The sequence below is a fragment of the Aurantimonas litoralis genome (genome assembly GCF_026153195.1).
GTDB classification, from domain to species: Bacteria; Pseudomonadota; Alphaproteobacteria; order Rhizobiales; family Rhizobiaceae; genus Aurantimonas; species Aurantimonas coralicida.
Genome location: NZ_JAPFBM010000007.1, coordinates 96,688 through 117,169, shown reverse-complemented (window position 1 = coordinate 117,169; position 20,482 = coordinate 96,688). Strand labels below are relative to the sequence as shown.

Annotated in this window: 20 protein-coding genes and 1 tRNA gene; 12 read left to right on the top strand and 9 right to left on the bottom strand. The window is 66.2% G+C overall.

The genetic code is table 11. From position 1 onward, the window contains the following. Positions 1 to 42 precede the first annotated feature (42 nt). From N7I30_RS15125 to N7I30_RS15115, 3 genes are all read left to right on the top strand, one after another. Positions 43 to 118 (top strand) — tRNA-Lys (locus tag N7I30_RS15125). A 437-nt stretch (positions 119 to 555) separates the two neighbouring features. Further along, positions 556 to 810 (top strand): hypothetical protein, encoded by a 255-nt coding sequence (locus tag N7I30_RS15120; protein WP_060576900.1) that lies wholly within the window; start codon positions 556 to 558, stop codon positions 808 to 810. 115 nt (positions 811 to 925) lie between these two features. After that, entirely contained in the window at positions 926 to 1,192 is a 267-nt protein-coding gene (locus N7I30_RS15115) for a hypothetical protein (protein WP_498639944.1), read from the top strand. Positions 1,193 to 1,228: 36 nt separating this feature from the next. Here N7I30_RS15115 and N7I30_RS15110 read toward each other — a convergent pair whose 3' ends face one another. Further along, entirely contained in the window at positions 1,229 to 2,629 is a 1,401-nt protein-coding gene (locus tag N7I30_RS15110) for a TrkH family potassium uptake protein (RefSeq protein WP_024350663.1), read from the bottom strand. A gap of 293 nt (positions 2,630 to 2,922) precedes the next feature. Here N7I30_RS15110 and N7I30_RS15105 point away from each other — a divergent pair, with 293 nt between their 5' ends. The 3 genes from N7I30_RS15105 to N7I30_RS15095 all read left to right on the top strand — a co-directional run bounded on the left by N7I30_RS15105 (position 2,923) and on the right by N7I30_RS15095 (position 3,978). Then, positions 2,923 to 3,105: a hypothetical protein gene (locus tag N7I30_RS15105; protein ID WP_148233791.1), complete on the top strand. Its 183-nt coding sequence runs from the start codon at positions 2,923 to 2,925 to the stop codon at positions 3,103 to 3,105. 124 nt (positions 3,106 to 3,229) lie between these two features. Then, a complete protein-coding gene (locus N7I30_RS15100; protein ID WP_498639942.1) occupies positions 3,230 to 3,445 on the top strand; it encodes a hypothetical protein in 216 nt (71 codons plus the stop codon). 110 nt (positions 3,446 to 3,555) lie between these two features. Beyond that, positions 3,556 to 3,978 carry a DUF4864 domain-containing protein gene (locus N7I30_RS15095; RefSeq protein WP_498639940.1) on the top strand — a complete coding sequence of 141 codons (423 nt, stop codon included), beginning with the start codon at positions 3,556 to 3,558 and terminating at the stop codon, positions 3,976 to 3,978. Positions 3,979 to 4,014: 36 nt separating this feature from the next. On the opposite strand, the gene tgt is transcribed toward N7I30_RS15095, so the two are convergent. The 5 genes from tgt to coaD form a co-directional block, all read right to left on the bottom strand. Continuing rightward, entirely contained in the window at positions 4,015 to 5,148 is a 1,134-nt protein-coding gene (tgt, locus tag N7I30_RS15090; protein ID WP_498639938.1) for a tRNA guanosine(34) transglycosylase Tgt, read from the bottom strand. Then, positions 5,145 to 6,236: a tRNA preQ1(34) S-adenosylmethionine ribosyltransferase-isomerase QueA gene (gene queA / locus N7I30_RS15085; protein WP_498639936.1), complete on the bottom strand. Its 1,092-nt coding sequence runs from the start codon at positions 6,234 to 6,236 to the stop codon at positions 5,145 to 5,147. The genes tgt and queA overlap by 4 nt, the downstream gene beginning before the upstream one ends. 20 nt (positions 6,237 to 6,256) lie before the next feature. Beyond that, the gene (locus N7I30_RS15080; RefSeq protein ID WP_024350658.1) at positions 6,257 to 6,727 is read right to left on the bottom strand and encodes a peptidylprolyl isomerase; all 471 of its coding nucleotides are present in this window, start codon (positions 6,725 to 6,727) and stop codon (positions 6,257 to 6,259) included. Positions 6,728 to 6,853: 126 nt separating this feature from the next. Continuing rightward, complete coding sequence (locus N7I30_RS15075) at positions 6,854 to 7,411, bottom strand: peptidylprolyl isomerase (RefSeq protein WP_413773327.1); 558 nt, start codon at positions 7,409 to 7,411, stop codon at positions 6,854 to 6,856. A 37-nt stretch (positions 7,412 to 7,448) separates the two neighbouring features. Then, the gene (coaD, locus tag N7I30_RS15070; protein WP_498639934.1) at positions 7,449 to 7,931 is read right to left on the bottom strand and encodes a pantetheine-phosphate adenylyltransferase; all 483 of its coding nucleotides are present in this window, start codon (positions 7,929 to 7,931) and stop codon (positions 7,449 to 7,451) included. A gap of 160 nt (positions 7,932 to 8,091) precedes the next feature. Between coaD and N7I30_RS15065 the strand changes: the two genes are divergently transcribed. Then, positions 8,092 to 8,220, top strand: coding sequence for a hypothetical protein (locus N7I30_RS15065; protein WP_266102134.1), 129 nt, complete (start codon positions 8,092 to 8,094; stop codon positions 8,218 to 8,220). Positions 8,221 to 8,368: 148 nt separating this feature from the next. Here the strand turns inward: N7I30_RS15065 and gyrA are convergent, their stop codons facing one another. After that, entirely contained in the window at positions 8,369 to 11,140 is a 2,772-nt protein-coding gene (gene gyrA / locus N7I30_RS15060) for a DNA gyrase subunit A (protein WP_498639984.1), read from the bottom strand. Between the two features lie 350 nt (positions 11,141 to 11,490). On the opposite strand from gyrA, the gene N7I30_RS15055 reads away from it, so the two are divergent. After that, positions 11,491 to 12,141, top strand: a complete 651-nt coding sequence (locus tag N7I30_RS15055; RefSeq protein WP_370194878.1) for a MarC family protein — start codon at positions 11,491 to 11,493, stop codon at positions 12,139 to 12,141. A 159-nt stretch (positions 12,142 to 12,300) separates the two neighbouring features. Here N7I30_RS15055 and ssb read toward each other — a convergent pair whose 3' ends face one another. Next, a complete protein-coding gene (ssb, locus tag N7I30_RS15050) occupies positions 12,301 to 12,822 on the bottom strand; it encodes a single-stranded DNA-binding protein (protein WP_498639930.1) in 522 nt (173 codons plus the stop codon). Between the two features lie 271 nt (positions 12,823 to 13,093). On the opposite strand from ssb, the gene uvrA reads away from it, so the two are divergent. Then, on the top strand, positions 13,094 to 15,976 hold the full coding sequence (gene uvrA, locus N7I30_RS15045) for an excinuclease ABC subunit UvrA (RefSeq protein WP_498639928.1): 2,883 nt from the start codon (positions 13,094 to 13,096) through the stop codon (positions 15,974 to 15,976). 23 nt (positions 15,977 to 15,999) lie between these two features. Further along, positions 16,000 to 16,806 carry a DUF72 domain-containing protein gene (locus tag N7I30_RS15040; protein ID WP_498639926.1) on the top strand — a complete coding sequence of 269 codons (807 nt, stop codon included), beginning with the start codon at positions 16,000 to 16,002 and terminating at the stop codon, positions 16,804 to 16,806. A gap of 54 nt (positions 16,807 to 16,860) precedes the next feature. Here N7I30_RS15040 and N7I30_RS15035 read toward each other — a convergent pair whose 3' ends face one another. Further along, on the bottom strand, positions 16,861 to 18,390 hold the full coding sequence (locus N7I30_RS15035; RefSeq protein ID WP_498639924.1) for an NAD(P)H-hydrate dehydratase: 1,530 nt from the start codon (positions 18,388 to 18,390) through the stop codon (positions 16,861 to 16,863). Positions 18,391 to 18,681: 291 nt separating this feature from the next. Between N7I30_RS15035 and N7I30_RS15030 the strand changes: the two genes are divergently transcribed. Then, positions 18,682 to 19,020 carry a P-II family nitrogen regulator gene (locus tag N7I30_RS15030; protein WP_024350649.1) on the top strand — a complete coding sequence of 113 codons (339 nt, stop codon included), beginning with the start codon at positions 18,682 to 18,684 and terminating at the stop codon, positions 19,018 to 19,020. A 52-nt stretch (positions 19,021 to 19,072) separates the two neighbouring features. Beyond that, entirely contained in the window at positions 19,073 to 20,482 is a 1,410-nt protein-coding gene (glnA, locus tag N7I30_RS15025) for a type I glutamate--ammonia ligase (protein WP_009209532.1), read from the top strand.

Sequence of the window (20,482 nt, the reverse complement as noted above, 5' to 3'; positions counted from 1 at the left end):
GGTCCGCGCGCTGCTCCCGGGACGCCAACGCCCCGGGGGTCGGAGCGCGTAGCTCAGTTGGTAGAGCAACGGACTTTTAATCTGTAGGTCCAGGGTTCGAGTCCCTGCGCGCTCACCACAATCCTTGCACCACAATTACTGATGCATCGGACGCAGATTTCGCGCGCCGGTCCTTCGGTTTCCTGAGCCGAAAACATGTTTCTGCTGGTCGTCAGTACACGAGTACGGCAGCCTTTCGCTGTAACAACCCCTGACTGACTCTCGGATAGCTCCGCCACAGTGTCGCCTCGTTCAGAATCGGAGATACATGTGAAGCGAGTTTTATGCGGCGAGTTAGGGATCGAGATGTCGGCGCCGCCCCAAAGCGGCGCTGATTATGCCCTTACATGTCGAGGGCCTCTGCGAGCACCGGTTCCCGGTAGAATTTGTCACTCGCCTCGTTCGGAACCGGCAATCGACCGAGTTCTTTCGCGACCGGCCCAAGCACCGGTCGCATGCCGGGGCGAACAGGCGTAATCGGTACGGTCGAAGGTGATCACCACCGAGGGAACGACCATGTCCGCCAGCAAGCTCTTTATCGTGCAGCAATTCGTCAAGCAGGGCCGCCGCCTCGGCAATGGCCAGACGATGCAGTTCAAGACCGCCGAGGAAGCCCGCCAGCGGGCCGATCGCGACGGAACGCGTCTTGGCCATGTCGTTGGCGTCGTGGCCGTCGAGCAGACCGTCGACGTGGAAACCGGCGAGGTTCTGGAAGAGCCGGTCGTGCTGACTCGCCATGGCGAGGTGCCGGCGGAAGTCGCCGGCGAGTAGCTCGACAGGTTTCGCGATATCCCATCGGGCGCGGCAACGACGGTCTCCATTGCGCGGGCGGCCGGTCCCAGCACCGTTATTGCAATCCTTTGGACCCGAAGCGTCGGCCCGCACGTTGCTGCGCGAGAACCGGGGCAACCTGTTCGACGAATTCGTCGGCAGCGCATGGCCCGACATCGTTCGCCAAGGGGGAGCCGACATGGACAATCGCGACGAAAGCCCGCGCGAGCGCAGCCGCAACCACGCCGCGATCGGGTGGCTGGCCGTGATCGTCACCCTGGCCGCGATCGGCGCCTTCGTCCTCGCCGAAGGCAGCGGCGATCCGTCCGACGGCCTGCAGCCGGGGGCCGCGGCCCCCGCCCCGACCGAACAGGCGCAGTGACCAGAGCCGCCGGGGGCGCGAAAAATTCGTCCTGTCTCAGTCCACCCAGACGGACGGGAACAGCAGGATCAGCACGGTCACCAGTTCGAGCCGGCCGAGCAGCATGTTGATGGAGAGAATCCACAGCGCCGGATCGGGCAGACTGCCGAAATTGCCGGCCGGCCCGATGATCTGGCCGAAGGCCGGGCCGACATTGGCGACGGTGGCCAGCGACCCGGTGAAGGCGGTGGTCAGGTCCAGCCCGCACATCGACAGGGCCACCGTGCCGGTAAGCAGCGTGCCGAAGAACAGGAAGAAGAAGATCGTCACCGTCTGCAGGACGTCGGTCGAGATCACCTGATTGCCGTAGCGCAGCCGTTGCACCGCATGCGGGCGCACCAGCCGGTGCAGGCTGGCGCGCACCAAGAGATAGAGGATCACCAGCCGATTGGCCTTCACGCCGCCCGAGGTCGAGCCTGCGCAGCCGCCGATGAACATCGCCGTGAAGAAGATGCCGATCGCCGCGTTCGACCACAGCGTATAATCCTCCGACGCGTAGCCGGTGGTGGTGATCACCGAGACCAGGTTGAATGTGGACGAGATCAGCGCCTCGCCGAACGGCGTGTCATTGATCGTCCGCCGGCTGGCCGCCAGCGTCAGGCTGAGCACCGCGCAGATGACCAGGAATACCGGGATCTGCGGATCGCGCCAGCGCTGGAACCGCCGCGGCAGGAAGGCGCGGATATAGATGACGAAGGGCAGCGCCCCGAGAATCATGAAGACCGTCGCCGCGATCAGGATGGCGTCGCTCTCGAAATAGCCCATCGAGGCGTCATGGGTGGAGAAGCCGCCGGTCGCCACCGTCGTCATGGCATGGTTGATCGCGTCGAACGCGCCCATGCCGAGCATCACATAGGTTGCCATGCAGGCGATGGTCAGCGCCACATAGGCGCCGAGCAGGCCGGCGGCGAGCTGGTTCACCCGCGGCAGGACCTTGTCCGAACGGTCGGAGTTTTCCATCTGGAACAGCGACAGGCCGCCGGCGCCGAGCGACGGCAGGATCAGGATCGCCATGCCGATGATCCCGATACCGCCCATCCACTGCATCAGCGAGCGCCACATCAACAGCCCGCGCGGCAGAACGTCGAGACCGGAAATCGCCGTGCCGCCGGTGGTGGTGAGGCCGGACATCGCCTCGAAGAAGGCGCCGGCATAGGAGAGTTCCAGCGACGAGAAATACAGCGGCAGCGACGCCACCGTCGGCGCGAAGACCCAGATGGTGGTGACCAGCAGGAACCCATATCGCTGGCTCAGCCGGGCCTGGCTTTTCCTCCGCGTCGCCGTCGCCACGAGGGTGCAGAACGCCCCGATCAGGAAGGCCGAGCCGATGAACACCTGCCAGTCGTCGTTCTCGTCGCCGAGATCGACCAGGGCCGGCACGAGCATGGCGGCCGCCACAGCCAGCCCGAAGATCGCCGCGACATGAAAAATGGACTGAAGAATGCCGGCTCCCCCAAGCAGCTTGCGGCATCCGATCCGGCTGCCGAGCGATAGGATTGTCTAGCCAAGCCTGCGCGGATGAGCAATCTGCCCTGCGTTCGCCAGCCAGCCCTCCTGACAGCCAGCGCCCGTTCACGTCGGTGGCTCCCCTTTGCGCCGGCAGACTCCGCCCGGCGCCGCGGCATGGCGCCCCCTTGCTTTGGCGGCCGCAAAGGCCGACACCGTGCATATTCCCAAGAAGGACGAATTCCATGGCGTTGCCACGCATGACCCCCGAGAGCCGCGCGCTGCTCGTTCAGCTCAAGCGCGAGCCGGTCGATCTTCCCGCGACGGGCCTCATTCCCGACCTCAAGCAGCTCGGCTTCATCGAGCACCGCGATTCCAAATGGCGCCCGACCCGCACGGGCAAGGATTATCTCAAGACCCAGCGCTGAAGTCTTCCGGCGGGCGCCGACGCCCGCCGACCCTGGTCCCGCCGGCTGATCCGGCGGGGACCCGGCATCTGCATCGGAAGGGCCGCTCCTTGTCTTGATGCGCGTCTGCGCTCAATTACGAGAGATGACCCTCGCACCCCAAAGCCCAGAGCATCGGCACATTCTCGACCGGATCCAGACCGGCGCGGATGCGCTGAACCGTGCCCTCGAAGACGCCGCAGCCGCCGGATTGCGGATCGATCTGCGCCTGACCGATGCGCCGGTCCGGGTCGTGGCGGCACTGGCCACCCATGAGGAAGGCCGCCGTCCCTGCGACCTCAACTCGGCCAATGACGGCTGAGAGGTCGTCCGACGCAATGTAGTGGCGGGCCTCACGGTAAGTTGCGTGGCGGCCGCTTCCCCCTTGCGGCGTTCGCGCCGATCCTTTCGGTCCGACGAAAGGAGTGCGGGATGCGACGACGGGTGATTTCGGCCGCAGCAGCGGCATTGATCTGGACTGCCGTATTTGCCGGGCCGGCAGTGGCCGGCGACACCGAGGACATTCGCGCCGCGATCGGCGCCCAGCTCGACGCCTTCCGCGCCGGCAATGGTGCCGAAGCCTATTCCCATGCAGCCCCGAACGTCCGGGCCCTCTTCCCCTCGCCGCAATCCTTCATGGCGATGGTGAAGCAGGGCTACGACCCGGTCTATCGTTCCGAGAGCGCCGTCTTCGGCGCACTGAAGCCCGAGGGCTCCGGCTTCCGCCAGGAGGTGAACCTCACCGATTCGCGCGGGCGAAGCTGGGTGGCGAGCTATACGCTGGAGCGCCAGCCGGACGGCACGATGAAGATCACCGGCTGCACGATCCGCAAGGGCGACGATCTGGCCGTCTGACGTGGTGCCGACGGGCTGCCGCCTGCTTGTGCCGGCTCAGCCGAATGGCGGCAGGTCGCCGCGCGTCCAGCCGGCCTTGGTGGCGGCGGCAAAGTCCTCGAAGCCGCCCGCCTCGATCGCCGCGCGCATGCCGGCCATCAGCGACTGGTAATAGGCCAGATTGTTCCAGGTCAGCAGCATCGAGGCCAGCGCCTCGTTGGAGCGCACCAGATGGTGCAGATAAGCGCGCGAATAATCGCGGGACGCCGGGCAGTCGGACGCTTCGTCCAGCGGCCGCGGGTCGTCGGCATGGCGGGCGTTCTTCAGATTGACCTTGCCGAAGCGCGTATAGGCCAGACCGTGGCGACCCGCCCGGGTCGGCATGACGCAGTCGAACATGTCGATGCCCCGTGCCACCGATTGCAGAATGTCGTCCGGCGTGCCGACGCCCATCAGGTAGCGCGGCTTTTCCGTCGGCATCACCGGCAGCGTCTCGTCGAGGGTCGCCAGCATGACGTCCTGTGGCTCGCCGACCGCCAGCCCCCCGACCGCGTAGCCCTTGAGATCCATCGCGGCCAGCCGTTCGGCCGAACGGACCCGCAGGTCGATCAGGTCACCGCCCTGGACGATGCCGAACATCGCCTTGCCAGGCTGGTCGCCGAAAGCCTTTGCCGATCGCTCGGCCCAGCGCAGCGACATTTCCATGGCGCGCTCGATCTCCGCGCGCTCGGCCGGCAGGCGGATGCATTCGTCGAGCTGCATCTGGATGTCCGAATCCAGAAGCCCCTGGATCTCGATGGAGCGTTCGGGCGTCAGCTCATGCTTCGAGCCGTCGATATGTGAACGGAACCGCACGCCCGTCTCGTCGAGCTCGCGCAGGCTGGCGAGCGACATCACCTGGAAGCCGCCCGAATCGGTCAGGATCGGATGCGGCCAGAGCGCGAAGTCATGCAGACCACCCAGCCGGGCGACGCGCTCCGCGCCCGGTCGCAGCATCAGATGGTAGACATTGCCGAGGATGATGTCGGAGCCGAGCTCCCGCACCTGGTCGAGATACATCGCCTTGACCGTGCCGGCGGTGCCGACCGGCATGAAGGCCGGCGTGCGCACCTCGCCGCGCGGCATGGTGATCACGCCGCGCCGGGCCTTGCCGTCGGTGGCGATGAGCTTGAACTGGAAGGTCTCGCTCATGCCGCGGCCCGGTCGAGCAGGCAGGCGTCGCCATACGAATAGAAGCGATACTCATTGGCGATGGCGTGGGCGTAGGCGGATTTCATCGTGTCGATCCCGCTGAATGCGCTGACCAGCATGAACAGGGTCGAGCGCGGCAGGTGGAAATTGGTCATCAGCCGGTCGACGGCCCGGAAGCGGTAGCCCGGTGTGATGAAGATGTCGGTGGGGCCGGAGAAGGGCCGGATCGTGCCATCGGCGTCGGCCGCGCTCTCCAGGAGCCGCAGCGACGTCGTGCCGACGGACACGATGCGCCGGCCCGCGCGGCGCGCCGCGTTCAGCCGTTCGGCGCTCTCCTCGGTGACGCGGCCGATCTCGCTGTGCATGCGGTGGTCGGCCGTGTCTTCGGCCTTGACCGGCAGGAACGTGCCCGCGCCGACATGCAGCGTCAGATATTCGGTGGCGATATCGCGGGCGGCAAGGCGCGCGAACAGATCGGGGGTGAAATGCAGTCCCGCCGTCGGCGCTGCGACGGCGCCGTCCTCGCGGGCGTAGACGGTCTGGTAATCGGTGCGGTCCTGGGAATCGTCGGGACGCTTCGAGGCAATATAGGGCGGCAGCGGAATATGCCCGACGGCGGCGATCGCCTCGTCCAGCGCCGGGCCGGACAGGTCGAAACGCAGCGAGGCTTCCCCGCCTTCGCCGCGGGTTTCGACGGTGGCTTCCAGCGTGCCGGCGAGGCAGGCATTGCCGCCATGGCCGAAGGCGATGCGGTCGCCGACCTTGACGCGCTTGCCGGGCCGCACGAAGGCCAGCCAGCGATCCGGCGCCTCGCGCATATGCAGGGTGGCGGAAATCTGGGCGACGCCCTCACCGTCCACCGAGCCCGGGCGCCGGCGCAGCCCTTCGAGCTGCGCCGGGATCACCTTGGTGTCGTTGAAGACCAGGACGTCGCCCGGCGTCAGCAGCGACGGCAGGTCGCCGACCGTCTGATCGGCCAGCGCACCGACCGGATCGACGCAGAGCAGGCGCGCGCTCTCACGCGGAGAGACCGGCCGGAGCGCGATCCGCTCCGGCGGCAGCTCGAAATCGAACAGGTCGACGCGCATGCCGGATCGTGTCGCCGGGCCTAGAGGTCGGCCGCGACGCGCATGGTGGTGATGGAGTCCGGATCCTGGACCGGCTCGCCCTTCTTGATCTTGTCGACGTTGTCCATGCCCTCGATGACCTCGCCCCAGACACTGTACTGGCGGTCGAGCCACGGTGCGCGGTCGAAGCAGATGTAGAACTGCGAGTTGGCGGAGTTCGGGTTCGCGGTGCGGGCGGCGGACACCGTTCCACGCTTGTGCGGCTCGGCGGAGAACTCGGCGCGCAGGTCCGGCTTGTCGGAGCCGCCGGCACCGGTGCCCGTCGGGTCGCCGGTCTGGGCCATGAAGCCGTCAATGACGCGGTGGAAGACGACGCCGTCGTAGAAGCCCTCGCGGGCCAGTTCCTTGACGCGGGCGACATGGTTCGGAGCCAGATCGGGCCGCAGCTTGATGACCACCTGGCCCTTGGTCGTCTCGAGGACCAGCGTATCTTCCGGATTGTCGTAGGCCATCTCGTTCTCCTTCGATTCAAACATGCAAAACAGGCGGCTCCGATCACCGGAACCGCCATTCATGCCCTTACTTGGGCGGATTCGCCTGTGGGCACAAGCCTCGGGCGAACCGCGGGAGCGTCAACCTCAGCCGGCGTCGCCGCCGACGGTGACCTTGACCATCGCATCAGGCTCGTCGACCGAGCCGTTCTGGGCCGGATCGCCCTTCTTGATCGCGTCGACGGTCTCCATGCCCGAGACGACGTCGCCGACCACGGTGTACTGGCCATCGAGGAAGTCGCCGTCGGCGAGCATGATGAAGAACTGCGAATTGGCCGAGTTCGGGTCCTGCGAGCGCGCCATGCCGACGGTGCCGCGGTCGAAGGTCTCGTCCGAGAACTCCGCCTTCAGGTCCGGCTTGTCGGAACCGCCCATGCCGGTGCCCGTCGGGTCGCCGGTCTGGGCCATGAAGCCCTCGATGACGCGGTGGAAGACGACGCCGTCATAGAAGCCTTCCTTGGCGAGTTCCTTGATCCGCTCGACATGGCTGGGGGCGAGGTCGGGCCGCAGCTGGATGTCGATGTCGCCATTCTTGGTGGTGATCACCAGCATGTTGTCCGGATCGGACGACTGGGCGGTGGCAGGCATGGCAAAGGCGGTGGCGGCCAGGGAAACGGCCAGTCCCAGCGATGCGAAAATCTTCATGTCGGACTTACTCCAGCTCTCGCGCCTGCGCTCGGCGTCAGGCGGTCTTTCCTCGTATCGCCTCGGCGACATTGGCAGGAACGAACGCAGTCACGTCCCCTCCCATGCGGGCGATCTGCCGAACCAATGTGGCGGTTATGGGCCTCGTCGCAGGCGACGCGGGAAAGAACACCGTCGTCACCTCCGGTCGCATGACGCCGTTCATGCCCGACATCTGCATCTCGTAATTCAGGTCGGTGCCGTCACGCAGGCCGCGCACGATCGCCGTCGCGCCGGCATCGACCGCCGCATCGACGGCCAGGTTGTCGAACGCGACGACGCGCAGCTCGGCCTTCGACTTGCCGCCAACGCAATCGGCAATCAGCCGGGCCCGCTCGTCGAAGCTGAACATCGGCGTCTTGCCCGGATGCACCCCGATGCCGACGACGACCGTGTCGAAGACCGCCAGCGCCTGGCGGAGAATGTCGAGATGGCCGTTGGTCATCGGGTCGAACGACCCCGGATAGAAGGCGCGTGTCATGTCGTCCTGTCCCCTCGCATGCGGCATCGGTGAGACGCCGCGGACCGCCCGCCGATGAACGGATGATGAACCGCAGCTTCCGGCATCGTTCAGCGAAACGCTGCTATCTGGAACGAATTGCAACGCGGTCCGTTGTCAAGTCGAATAATGGAGAAACACGATGCTGGTCTTCGCCCTGTCCATCGCCATGGTCGTCACCCTCGCAACGGCGACCGCGATCACCCTGCACAATGAATCCCAGGCGCAGCGCCTCCGCGTGACCGCCAATCGCACCCGCACCATGCGCTGAGCCGGTTCGGCCGTTGACGGAGCCGCGTCTCGAAGCACCGGTTCCGGAATAGGCGACGAACGGGCCGGCCTGCAGCCGAGCCCTGATGCGAAAAGGACTGCCGCGACACGATCGCGGCAGTCCTTTTTTCGTTGCGTGGGTGGCGGCGCTATTCCTGCGGCGGAACATCACCGTCGGGAGCGGCGTCGTCCGGCCCTGCCCCGTCCGGCGTCGAACCGTCTACGCCACCGTCTTCGATGTCCCCATCGATCGTGTCCGCCTCGGCTTCGCCCGCCTCGTCGGCACCCTGATCGGGTATGCGCTCGACCGAAACGACGCGTTCGCCATCGGCTGTCTTGAAGATGGTGACGCCGCGGGTGGCGCGGCCGGCGGTACGAATGCCCTCGACCGGTACGCGGATGAGTTGGCCGCGATCGGTGACCAGCAGGATCTGGTCGCCGCTTTCCACCGGGAAGCCGGCCATGAGCTGGCCGATCTCGGAGGCCCGGCTCGTGTCGGTGGCACGGATGCCCTTGCCGCCACGGCCGATCACCCGGAACTCGTAGGACGACGACCGCTTGCCGTAGCCGAACTCGCTGACCGTGAGGATCATCTCCTCGGCGGCGCTCAGATAGGCGTAGCGCTCCTGATCGATGGCGACGTCGCCGGCGCCCTCTTCCTCGACCGTCGGCTCGGCGGTGAGATCGGCGTCGGACGCGCCTTCGACGGCACGGCGCATCTTCAGATACGAGGCGCGTTCGGCCGGGGTCGCATCGACATGGCGCAGGATCGCCATGGAGATGACCCGGTCGCCCTCGCCCAGCGAGATGCCGCGCACGCCGACCGAGTTACGGCCGGCGAAGACGCGCACGTCTGTCGCCTGGAAGCGGATGCACTGGCCCGACGCCGCGGTCAGAAGAACGTCGTCGTCCTCCGAGCACGTCGCGACGGCGAGGATCTCGTCGCCGTCCTCGTCGAGCTTCATGGCGATCTTGCCGTTGCGGTTGACCTGGGTGAAGTCGGACAGCTTGTTCCGGCGCACCGTGCCGCGGGTCGTGGCGAACATGACGTTCAGCTCGGCGGCCGCGTCCGGATCGCTCGGCAGCGGCAGGATCGAGGTGATCCGCTCGCCCTTTTCCAGCGGCAGCATGTTGATCAGCGCCTTGCCGCGCGACTGCGGCGAGGCCAGCGGCAGCCGCCAGACCTTCTCCTTGTAGACGATGCCGCGCGACGAGAAGAACAGCACCGGCGTATGGGTGTTGGCGACGAACAGCCGGGTGACCGAATCCTCGTCGTTCTTCAGCGACATGCCGGCGCGGCCCTTGCCGCCGCGACGTTGCGACCGGTAGGTCGCCAGCGGTACGCGCTTGATGTAGCCGCCATGGCTCACGGTGACGACCATATCCTCGCGCGGGATCAGGTCCTCGTCGTCCATGTCCGCCGCGCCCTCGGAGAGCTCGGTACGGCGCGGCGTCGCGAATTCGTCGCGGACCGCGATCAGCTCTTCCTTGATGATCTCGCGCACGCGGACGCGCGACGACAGGATCTCCAGATATTCCCGGATCTCCTCGCCGATCTTGTTCAGCTCGTCGCCGATCTCGTCGCGGCCAAGCGCCGTCAGGCGCTGCAAGCGCAGGTCGAGAATGGCGCGCGCCTGTGCCTCGGACAGACGATAGGTGCCCTCTTCGGTGATGCGGTGGCGCGGATCGTCGATCAGCCGGATCAGCGGCGCCACGTCCTTGGCTTCCCAGGCGCGGGTCATCAACTGCTCGCGGGCGGTCGCCGGATCGGGCGCAGCCCGGATCAGCTTGATCACCTCGTCGATATTGGCGACGGCGATGGCCAGGCCAACGAGGACATGGGCGCGCTCGCGCGCCTTGCGCAGCAGGTACTTGGTGCGCCGGTTGACCACTTCCTCGCGGAACGAGATGAAGGCCGACAGCATGTCGGGCAGCGTCATCTGCTCGGGCCGGCCGCCATTCAGTGCGACCATGTTGGCGCCGAAGGTCGTCTGCAACGGCGTGAAGCGGTAGAGCTGGTTGAGGATGACGTCGGACGACGCATCGCGCTTCAACTCGACAACGACGCGGTAGCCGTCGCGGTCACTCTCGTCGCGAATGTCGGAGATGCCCTCGATCCGCTTCTCGCGGACCAGATCGGCCATCTTCTCGATCATCGTCGACTTGTTGACCTGGAACGGCACCTCGGTGATGACGATCGCCTCGCGATCGTTGCGCATCGGTTCGACATGCGCCTTGCCGCGCATCAGGATCGAGCCGCGGCCGGTCGAATAGGCCGACAGGATGCCCGCACGGCCCAGGACGATGGCCCCGGTCGGGAAGTCAGGCCCCGGAATGAAGCCCATCAGCTCTTCCAGCGTGATCGCCGGATTGTCGATCATCGCCACGCAGCCATCGACGATCTCGCCGAGATTGTGCGGCGGGATGTTCGTCGCCATGCCGACGGCGATGCCGCCGGAGCCGTTCACCAGGAGGTTCGGGAACCGCGCCGGCAGGACCACCGGCTCCTGCTCGCGACCGTCGTAATTGTCCTGGAAGTTGACGGTTTCCTTGTCGATGTCGGCGAGCAGCGCCTCCGACACCTTGTAGAGACGCGTCTCGGTGTAGCGCATGGCGGCCGGCGGATCGCCGTCGATCGAGCCGAAATTGCCCTGCCCCTCGATGAGCGGCGCGCGCAGCGACCAGTCCTGCGCCATGCGGACCAAGGCGTCGTAGATCGAGGAATCGCCGTGCGGATGGTACTTACCCATCACCTCACCGACGACACCGGCAGACTTGCGGTACGGTCGGTTGAAGGTCAGGCCCATGCCGTGCATCGCGTAGAGGATGCGCCGATGCACCGGCTTCAGTCCGTCGCGCACATCGGGAAGCGCACGGCTGACGATCACGCTCATGGCGTAATCGAGATAGCTGCGCTGCATTTCCTCGATGATCGAGATGGAATCGATACCGGTGGGTCGCTCCGGCGGCGTCGTGATGTCGTCTTCGGCCAAGACTGTGTCCCGATTGACTCAAAATTCGTGTTCTGCCTATAGCCCGAACAGCCCGCCGGAGCAATTGCAGCGCCCATTTGCGCGGCCTCGAAAGGCCAATGTTGCCAGCCGCTTACGCGCTATCCAAAAGAAACCGCGACAGGCGCCCGGCGGCCAGGTGCCGAAAACCCGGCTGCGCGGCGGGAATCAGCCGATTCGGTGGTTTTGCGGCCGACGGCCTTTGACCGGCTGGCGCCACCTGTTACCGATGGCCAAGGCTTCACGGGATCGCGGAACCCATGTTCGATCTTCTCCTGTCGGGGTTCGTCACCCTCTTCGTCATCATCGACCCGCTCGGGTTGGTGCCGCTGTTCCTCGCCCTGACGCCGGAGATGAACGAGAAGGAGCGCCAGCGGACCGCGCTGCGCGCCTGCCTGATCGCCTTCGCGATCCTGACGGTCTTCGCCCTCTTCGGCCTCGGCATCCTGCGCACGCTCGGCATCACCCTCGGCGCCTTCCGGGTCGCCGGTGGCCTGTTCCTGTTCTGGATCGCCTTCGAGCTGGTGTTCGAGAAGCGCAATGAGCGCAAGCAACGCAGCGCCAACAAGGCCGTGGACGATCCCGACGCCGCCGACGTCGCCGCCTTCCCGATGGCGATCCCGCTGATTGCCGGTCCGGGCGCCATCTCGGCGGTGATCCTGCTGTCGGGCTCGCTGCCCAGCCTCGGTGGTCAGGCGGCGCTGGTCGGGGTGATCTTCACGGCGCTCACCGTCAGCTTCGCCTTCCTTGCCCTCGCCCACCGGGTCGACCGGTTCCTCGGCGTTACCGGGCGCGCGGTGATCTCACGGCTGCTCGGCGTTCTCCTGGCCGCCCTCGCGGTGCAGTTCGTCGCCGACGGCGCCGCGGAGCTCATCCGCACCAGCCAGCAAGGCGCGACGGCCCTGAGCTGATCGCGACGCGACGCCGGCAGGGCACCATGGGCCTCGGCGCGTCACGTCGGGCGGAGCGCTCCGCAGTCCGTCGCCACGTCCCGTTCGCCCCATCCTCACAACGAAAAAGGGCACCCGGCTTTCGCCGGATGCCCTCTCATTCTGCGATCGGTTTGGCGATCAGAACGGGATTTCGTCGTCGAGGTCACGGGACGAGCCGCCACCGCCGCCGCCGCCATAGCCCCGGTCGCCGCCGCCACCGCCGCCCTGCTCGATACGGCCACCGCCGCCGCCGCCGCCGCCGCGGTCATAACCGCCGCCACCGCCAGCACCGCCACCGCCGCCTTCGTTGCGGCCATCGAGCATCTGCAGCTCGCCGCGGAACTTCTGCAGCACGACCTCGGTGGTGTAGCGCTTCTGGCCCGACTGGTCTTCCCAGCTGCGGGTCTGCAGCGCACCCTCGATATAGATCTTCGAGCCCTTCTTCAGGAACTGCTCGGCGACCTTCACCAGGTTCTCGTTGAAGATCACGACGTTGTGCCATTCGGTGCGTTCGCGACGCTCGCCCGACTGGCGGTCGCGCCAGGATTCCGAGGTCGCGATCCGCAGATTGACGACGGCGTCGCCGGAATTCAGGCGGCGGATCTCGGGATCGGCCCCGAGATTGCCCACCAGAATGACCTTGTTGACACTGCCTGCCATGACGAAACTCCAAATCTGAAAATCGGCGCGACCCTATCCGACCGCGCCGCCGGACGAAAGCAGCCCGGCCCCGTCGTCCACCGCCTTGTCCGCCGCCGCTGAACCGCGATCTTCGGGTGGCGCCATTGCGCCGGCTCGGCCTTGACTGGAACAAAAAAAGAACATCATCTGACCGGAGTCAAGCAGAACGGTTCGGACCCCGCCTTGGAAGAGTCCGGTCCCGCACCTAAGTAGGGTCCGTTTCCCACCCGCAAGGACTGCATTTCGCGTCATGGCCGAACTCAAGACGATCTCCATTCGCGGCGCGCGCGAACACAATCTCAAGAATGTCGACCTGGAGATTCCGCGCGACAAGCTGATCGTGATGACCGGCCTGTCGGGTTCGGGAAAGTCGTCGCTCGCTTTCGACACCATCTATGCCGAAGGCCAGCGCCGCTATGTCGAGAGCCTGTCCGCCTATGCGCGGCAGTTCCTCGAGATGATGCAGAAGCCCGATGTCGACCAGATCGAGGGCCTGTCGCCGGCCATCTCCATCGAGCAGAAGACGACCTCGAAGAACCCGCGCTCGACCGTCGGCACGGTCACCGAGATCTACGATTACCTGCGCCTGCTCTTCGCCCGTGTCGGCGTGCCCTATTCGCCGGCCACCGGCCTGCCGATCGAGAGCCAGACCGTTAGCCAGATGGTCGACCGGGTCATGGCGCTGGAGGAAGGCACGCGGCTCTATCTGCTGGCGCCGATCGTGCGCGGCCGCAAGGGTGAGTACCGCAAGGAACTGGCCGAGCTGCAGAAGAAGGGTTTCCAGCGCGTCCGCATCGACGGCGAGTTCCACGACATCGCCGACGCCCCGGCGCTGGACAAGAAGTACAAGCACGACATCGACGTGGTCGTCGACCGCATCGTCGTGCGTGACGACCTGTCGGCGCGGCTGGCCGATTCCATCGAAACCGCGCTGGGCCTGGCGGACGGTCTGGCGATCGCCGAATTCGCCGACGGCGTCGACGAGAATGGCCATGCCAAACAGCTCGTCTTCTCGGAAAAATTCGCCTGCCCGGTCTCCGGCTTCACCATCCCCGAGATCGAGCCGCGGCTGTTCTCCTTCAACAATCCCTTCGGCGCCTGCCCGCGCTGCGACGGCATCGGCTCGCAGCAGGCCGTCGACCCCAAGCTGGTCGTGCCCAATGACGCCCTGACCCTGAAGGGCGGCGCCATCGCGCCCTGGGCGAAATCCTCCTCGCCCTATTACGGCCAGACCCTCGATGCGCTCGGTCGGCAATACGGCTTCAAGCAGACCGATCGCTGGACCGACCTGTCGGAGGAGGCCCGCAACGCCATCCTCCACGGCACCGGCAAGCAGAAGATCGAGTTCCGCTACAATGACGGTCTGCGCTCCTACAAGACCACCAAGGTCTTCGAGGGCGTCGTCACCAATCTGGCGCGTCGCTGGAAAGAGACGGAATCGGCATGGATGCGCGAGGAGATCGAGCGCTTCATGTCGGCGACCCCCTGTCCGGCCTGCAACGGCTACCGGCTGAAGCCCGAGGCGCTGGCGGTGAAGATCGCCGGCTGTCATGTCGGCGAGATTACCGAGCAGTCGATCCGCGCGGCCGCCGGCTGGTTCGAGGAACTGCCGTCAAAGCTCACCGACAAGCAGAACGAGATCGCCGTCCGCATCCTCAAGGAGATCCGCGAACGGCTGCGCTTCCTCAACGATGTCGGCCTCGACTATCTGACCCTGTCGCGGGCGTCGGGCACGCTGTCGGGCGGCGAGAGCCAGCGCATCCGGCTCGCTTCGCAGATCGGCTCGGGACTGACCGGCGTTCTCTATGTCCTGGACGAGCCCTCGATCGGACTGCACCAGCGCGACAATGCGCGGCTTCTGGAAACGCTCAAGCATCTGCGCGACATCGGCAATACCGTGATCGTCGTCGAGCATGACGAGGACGCGATCCTCACCGCCGACCATGTCGTCGATATCGGCCCGGCTGCCGGCGTCCATGGCGGCGAGATCATCGCCGCCGGCACGCCCGGCGAGGTCATGGCCAATCCGCGCTCGCTGACCGGTCGCTATCTGTCGGGCGACCTCGGCGTGCCGGTGCCGGAGAAGCGCCGCAAGCCGCAGAAGGGCAAGCAGCTCAAGGTCGTCGGCGCGCGCGGCAACAATCTCAAGAACGTCTCGGCCGAGATCCCGCTGGGCCTGTTCAACTGCGTCACCGGCGTGTCGGGCGGCGGCAAGTCCACCTTCCTGATCGAGACGCTCTACAAGGCGGCCTCGCGGCGCATCTCCAACGGCCGCGATATTCCCGCCGAACACGACCGGGTCGAGGGGCTGGAGCATCTCGACAAGGTCATCGACATCGACCAGTCGCCCATCGGCCGCACGCCGCGCTCGAACCCTGCGACCTATACCGGTGCCTTCACGCCGATCCGCGACTGGTTCGCCGGCCTCCCCGAGGCCAAGGCCCGCGGCTACCAGCCCGGCCGGTTCTCCTTCAACGTCAAGGGCGGCCGCTGCGAGGCGTGCCAGGGCGACGGTGTCATCAAGATCGAGATGCACTTCCTGCCCGACGTCTACGTCACCTGCGACGTCTGCCACGGCAAGCGCTACAATCGCGAGACGCTGGAGGTCACCTTCAAGGAGAAGTCGATCGCCGACGTTCTCGACATGACGGTCGAGGAAGGCGTCGACTTCTTCGCGGCCGTCCCGGTCGTGCGCGACAAGCTGGCGACACTGAAGGAGGTCGGGCTCGGCTACATCAAGGTCGGCCAGCAGGCGACCACCCTGTCGGGCGGCGAGGCGCAGCGCGTCAAGCTGGCCAAGGAGTTGTCGCGCAAGGCGACCGGCCGCACGCTCTATATCCTCGACGAGCCGACCACCGGCCTGCATTTCCACGATGTCGCCAAGCTTCTGGAAGTGCTGCACGACCTCGTCGATCGCGGCAACACAATCGTCGTCATCGAGCACAATCTCGAGGTCATCAAGACCGCCGACTGGGTCGTCGACATCGGTCCCGAAGGCGGCGATGGCGGCGGCGAGATCGTCGCCACCGGTACGCCCGAGTACGTGGTCAAGGTCGAGCGCTCCTATACCGGCCATTTCCTGCGCGAGCTGCTGGAGCGGCGGCCGGGCATCAAGCGCGAGGCGGCCGAGTAGCGACCGCGGCGGAGGGGACCGACATGGCAGGACGCGGCACGATCCGCACGGGCATCGGCGGTTGGACCTTCGAGCCCTGGGAAAGAAGCTTCTATCCGGGCGACCTGCCGAAGAAGCGGCAGCTCGAATATGCCGCGTCGAAGCTGCGGACGATCGAGGTCAATGGCACCTTCTACCGCAGCCAGAAGCCGGAGACCTTCGCCAAATGGGCGAGCGAGGCGCCCGAGGGCTTCGTCTTCTCACTGAAGGCGCCGCGCTATGCGGTGAACCGCAAGGTCCTGGCCGAGGGCGGCGAATCCATCCAGCGCTTCGTGGAGTCCGGCATTGCCGAACTCGGCGACAAGCTGGGGCCGCTGCTCTGGCAGCTGGCGGCCACCAAGCAGTTCGACCCGGACGATTTCGGCGCTTTCCTGAAACTGCTGCCGGCCAAGGCCGGCGGCATCGCCCTGCGCAATGTCGTGGAACTGCGTCACGAGAGCTTCGCCTGCCCGCAAGCAGTGCAGATGTGTCGCGAGGCCGGCGTTGCCATCGTCTACGCCGAGAGCGCCGACTACCCCGAGATCGCCGACGTCACCGCCGACTTCGTCTATGCCCGGCTGCAGAAGGGCGACGCCGGGATCGCGACCGGCTATCCGGCCGACGCGCTCGATGCCTGGGCGGAGCGCGCCAGGCAATGGGCATCTGGCGGCCAGCCCGCCGACCTGCCGCGGCACGATCCGGAGACGGTCGCGGCGGAGACGCCGCGCGACGTCTTCGTCTATTTCATCCGCGAGGGAAAAGTCCGCGCACCGCAGGCCGCGATGGCGTTGCAGGAGCGCCTGAACGACTGAGCCATGACGGCCTGCGCCACTCTCGTTGACATGAGCGCCGCGCGCTCCGGTCCGTCAGGCTGACGGTTCCGCCGCCAGTTCGGCATGGACCCGCGGCAGCATCGGCGCCAGATCCTCGGCGATCAGCCCGGGACCGAAATGTTCGGCGGCGCGGCCATGCATCCAGACTCCGGCGCAGGCGGCCTCGAAGCTCGGCACGCGCTGCGCCAGCTGCGCGGCGACGATTCCGGACAGAACGTCGCCGCTGCCGGCGGTCGCCAGCCACGGTGTGCCGTTGGCATTTATCGCGGCGCGCCCGTCCGGTGCGGCGATGACCGTATCACGCCCCTTCAGGATGATGACGGCGCCGGCGCGCCGGGCCGCGCTTCGCGTCCGCTCCAGCTTCGACAGAGTCTTGTCGCCCGCAAGGTCGGGAAACAGCCGCTTGAACTCGCCGGCATGGGGCGTCAGCACGAGTGGCGTCCCGTCGTCGCGCGTCGCCGTCTTGGTCGCGGCGAACAGTGTTTCCGGTTCGTCCTGGAACGACGTGATTCCGTCGGCATCGAGCACCAGCCGCCGCCCTGCTGCGAGAACCGCATTGGCGTAATGGCGCGCATCCTCGCCGATCCCGAAGCCGGGTCCGAGCACGAAGGCGTTGGTGCGCGCATCGCTTAAGAGTGCGTCGAGATCCGCCGCGTCGTTGCAGCGTTCCAGCATGATTGCGGTCAGATGCGCCGCATGGGCCATCAGCGCCGAGCCCGGCGCATAGACGGTGACGAGCCCTGCCCCACCGCGCAACGCCGCCATGGCGGCCAGCCGGGCCGCCCCGGTCCGGGACATCCCTCCGGAAAACACCACGGCATGGCCGCGATCGTATTTATGGCCGGCATCGCGCGGCGATGTCACCGGGTTGCGAAACAGGCTCGGCGCGTTGGCGAAGACCTGCGGAGCGATCGCCTCGAGGACAGTGTCGGAGATGCCGATGTCGGCAACGACCAGACGGCCGCACGCGCTTCGCCCTGGCTCCAGCAGATGGCCCGGCTTCCGCCGGAAGAACGTCACCGTGAGATCCGCCTCGATCGCCACGCCTAGCGGCTCGCCGCCTGCACCGGAAATTCCCGACGGCAGATCGATGGCGACGACAGGTACGCGCGCGGTGTTCACTGCCGCGATCGCCCGCGCCGCTTCCCCCTCCACGGGCCGCGCCAGCCCGGCGCCGAACAGACCATCGACGACGAGGTCGAAACCAGCATCCGGCACGAATGCCTTGAGCGGCTGCCACGGGCCGCCATAACCGGCAGCCGCCAGGGCCGCATCGCCGTTGAGCGCATCCGGCGCGACGTGGCTGTAGACCGTCGGTTCGCAGCCGGCCTCGCTCAAGAGCCGCGCGGCGGCCCAGGCATCGCCGCCATTGTTGCCGGGACCGGCCAGAAGCGCGACGCGCCGTGCGTTCGGGAACGACCGGCGGATGGTCGCCGCCACCGCGGCCGCCGCCCGCTCCATCAATGCGATGCCGGCCATGCCCCCGGCAATCGTCAGCCGGTCGGCTTCGGCCATCTGCACCGGGTCGAGCAGCGCCAGATCATGTGCAGCAAATTTCGTCATGGAGTGTGCCTAATAAATGGACATTCTGATCACGGGATGTGCAGTCTGGGTGACATGGCAGGTGCCCTCGTGTAGCCATTTCGAGCACAGAGCAATCGGCGCTCCTCGGGCCATCTGCCGTGGATCATAGGACAGGAAGGCGCCGGTAACCGAAATTTCCGCTTTCCCGATCGTTCCGGTGGACTATTTCGAAGCGTTCACCGTAGGAGGTCGTTTTTGGCACGCGACCTGCTACAGCGGGTTCGACGGGCCGGCGGCCCGTGACGGGGACAACGTCGAGAAGGAATGTCGATGAAGAAGGTTGAGGCCATCATCAAGCCCTTCAAGCTGGATGAGGTGAAGGAGGCCCTGCAGGAAGTGGGGCTTCAGGGCATCACCGTCACAGAGGCCAAGGGATTCGGGCGGCAGAAGGGTCATACGGAACTCTACCGCGGGGCCGAATACGTCGTCGATTTTCTCCCCAAGGTGAAGGTCGAGATCGTCCTCGCGGACGAGACCGTCGCTGCCGCCGTGGAAGCCATCCGCAAGGCGGCCCAGACCGGCCGCATCGGCGATGGCAAGATCTTCGTCTCCAACATCGAGGAAGCGATCCGCATCCGGACCGGCGAAGCCGGCACCGACGCGATCTGATCCAGCAGCTTCCCACACACAGTCTCAGAGTTCGATAATAGGAAGGACCGCCATGACGAGCGCCAACGACATCCTGAAGCAGGTCAAGGACAACGACGTGAAATTCGTCGACCTGCGCTTCACCGACCCCAAGGGCAAGTCCCAGCACGTGACCATGGACGTCACCCTGGTCGACGAGGACCTGTTCTCCGAGGGCACGATGTTCGACGGTTCGTCGATCGCCGGCTGGAAGGCGATCAACGAGTCCGACATGGTTCTCATGCCGGATCCCGAGACGGCCTACATGGACCCGTTCTTCGCCCAGTCGACCATGGCGATCGTCTGCGACATTCTCGACCCGGTCTCCGGCGAGGCCTACAACCGCGACCCGCGCTCGACCGCCAAGAAGGCCGAAGCCTATCTGACCCAGTCGGGCACCGGCGACACGGCGTTCTTCGGCCCGGAAGCCGAGTTCTTCATCTTCGACGACGTCCGCTACAAGGCCGACCCGTACAACACCGGCTTCAAGCTCGACTCCACCGAGCTGCCGTCGAATGACGACGCCGAATACGAGACCGGCAATCTCGGCCACCGTCCGCGCATCAAGGGCGGCTACTTCCCGCTGCCCCCGATCGATTCCTGCCAGGACATGCGCTCGGAAATGCTCACCGTCATGGCCGAGATGGGCGTCGCGGTCGAGAAGCATCACCACGAGGTCGCCGCGGCCCAGCACGAGCTTGGCATCAAGTTCGACACGCTGACCCGCAACGCCGACAAGATGCAGATCTACAAATATGTCATCCACCAGGTGGCGAACGCCTACGGCAAGACGGCGACCTTCATGCCGAAGCCGGTCTTCGGCGACAACGGCTCGGGCATGCACGTGCACCAGTCGATCTGGAAGAACGGCAAGCCGACCTTCGCCGGCGACGAATATGCCGGTCTGTCGGAGAGCGCGCTGTTCTACATCGGCGGCATCATCAAGCACGCCAAGGCCCTGAACGCCTTCACCAACCCGTCGACCAACTCGTTCAAGCGCCTGGTCCCGGGCTACGAGGCTCCGGTGCTGCTGGCCTATTCGGCACGCAACCGCTCGGCGTCCTGCCGCATCCCGTTCGGCCAGTCGCCGAAGGCCAAGCGCGTCGAGGTCCGCTTCCCCGATCCGACCGCCAATCCGTATCTCGCCTTCGCGGCGATGCTGATGGCCGGCCTCGACGGCATCAAGAACAAGATCCATCCGGGCTCCGCCATGGACAAGGATCTGTACGACCTGCCGCCGGAAGAGCTGAAGGAAATCCCGACAGTCTGCCGCTCGCTGCGCGAGGCGATGGAAGCGCTGGATACCGACCGCGACTTCCTTAAGGCCGGCGGCGTCTTCGACGACGACCAGATCGACGCCTTCATCGACCTGAAGATGGCCGAGGTCCTGCGTTTCGAGATGACCCCGCATCCGGTCGAGTTCGACATGTACTACTCGGTCTGA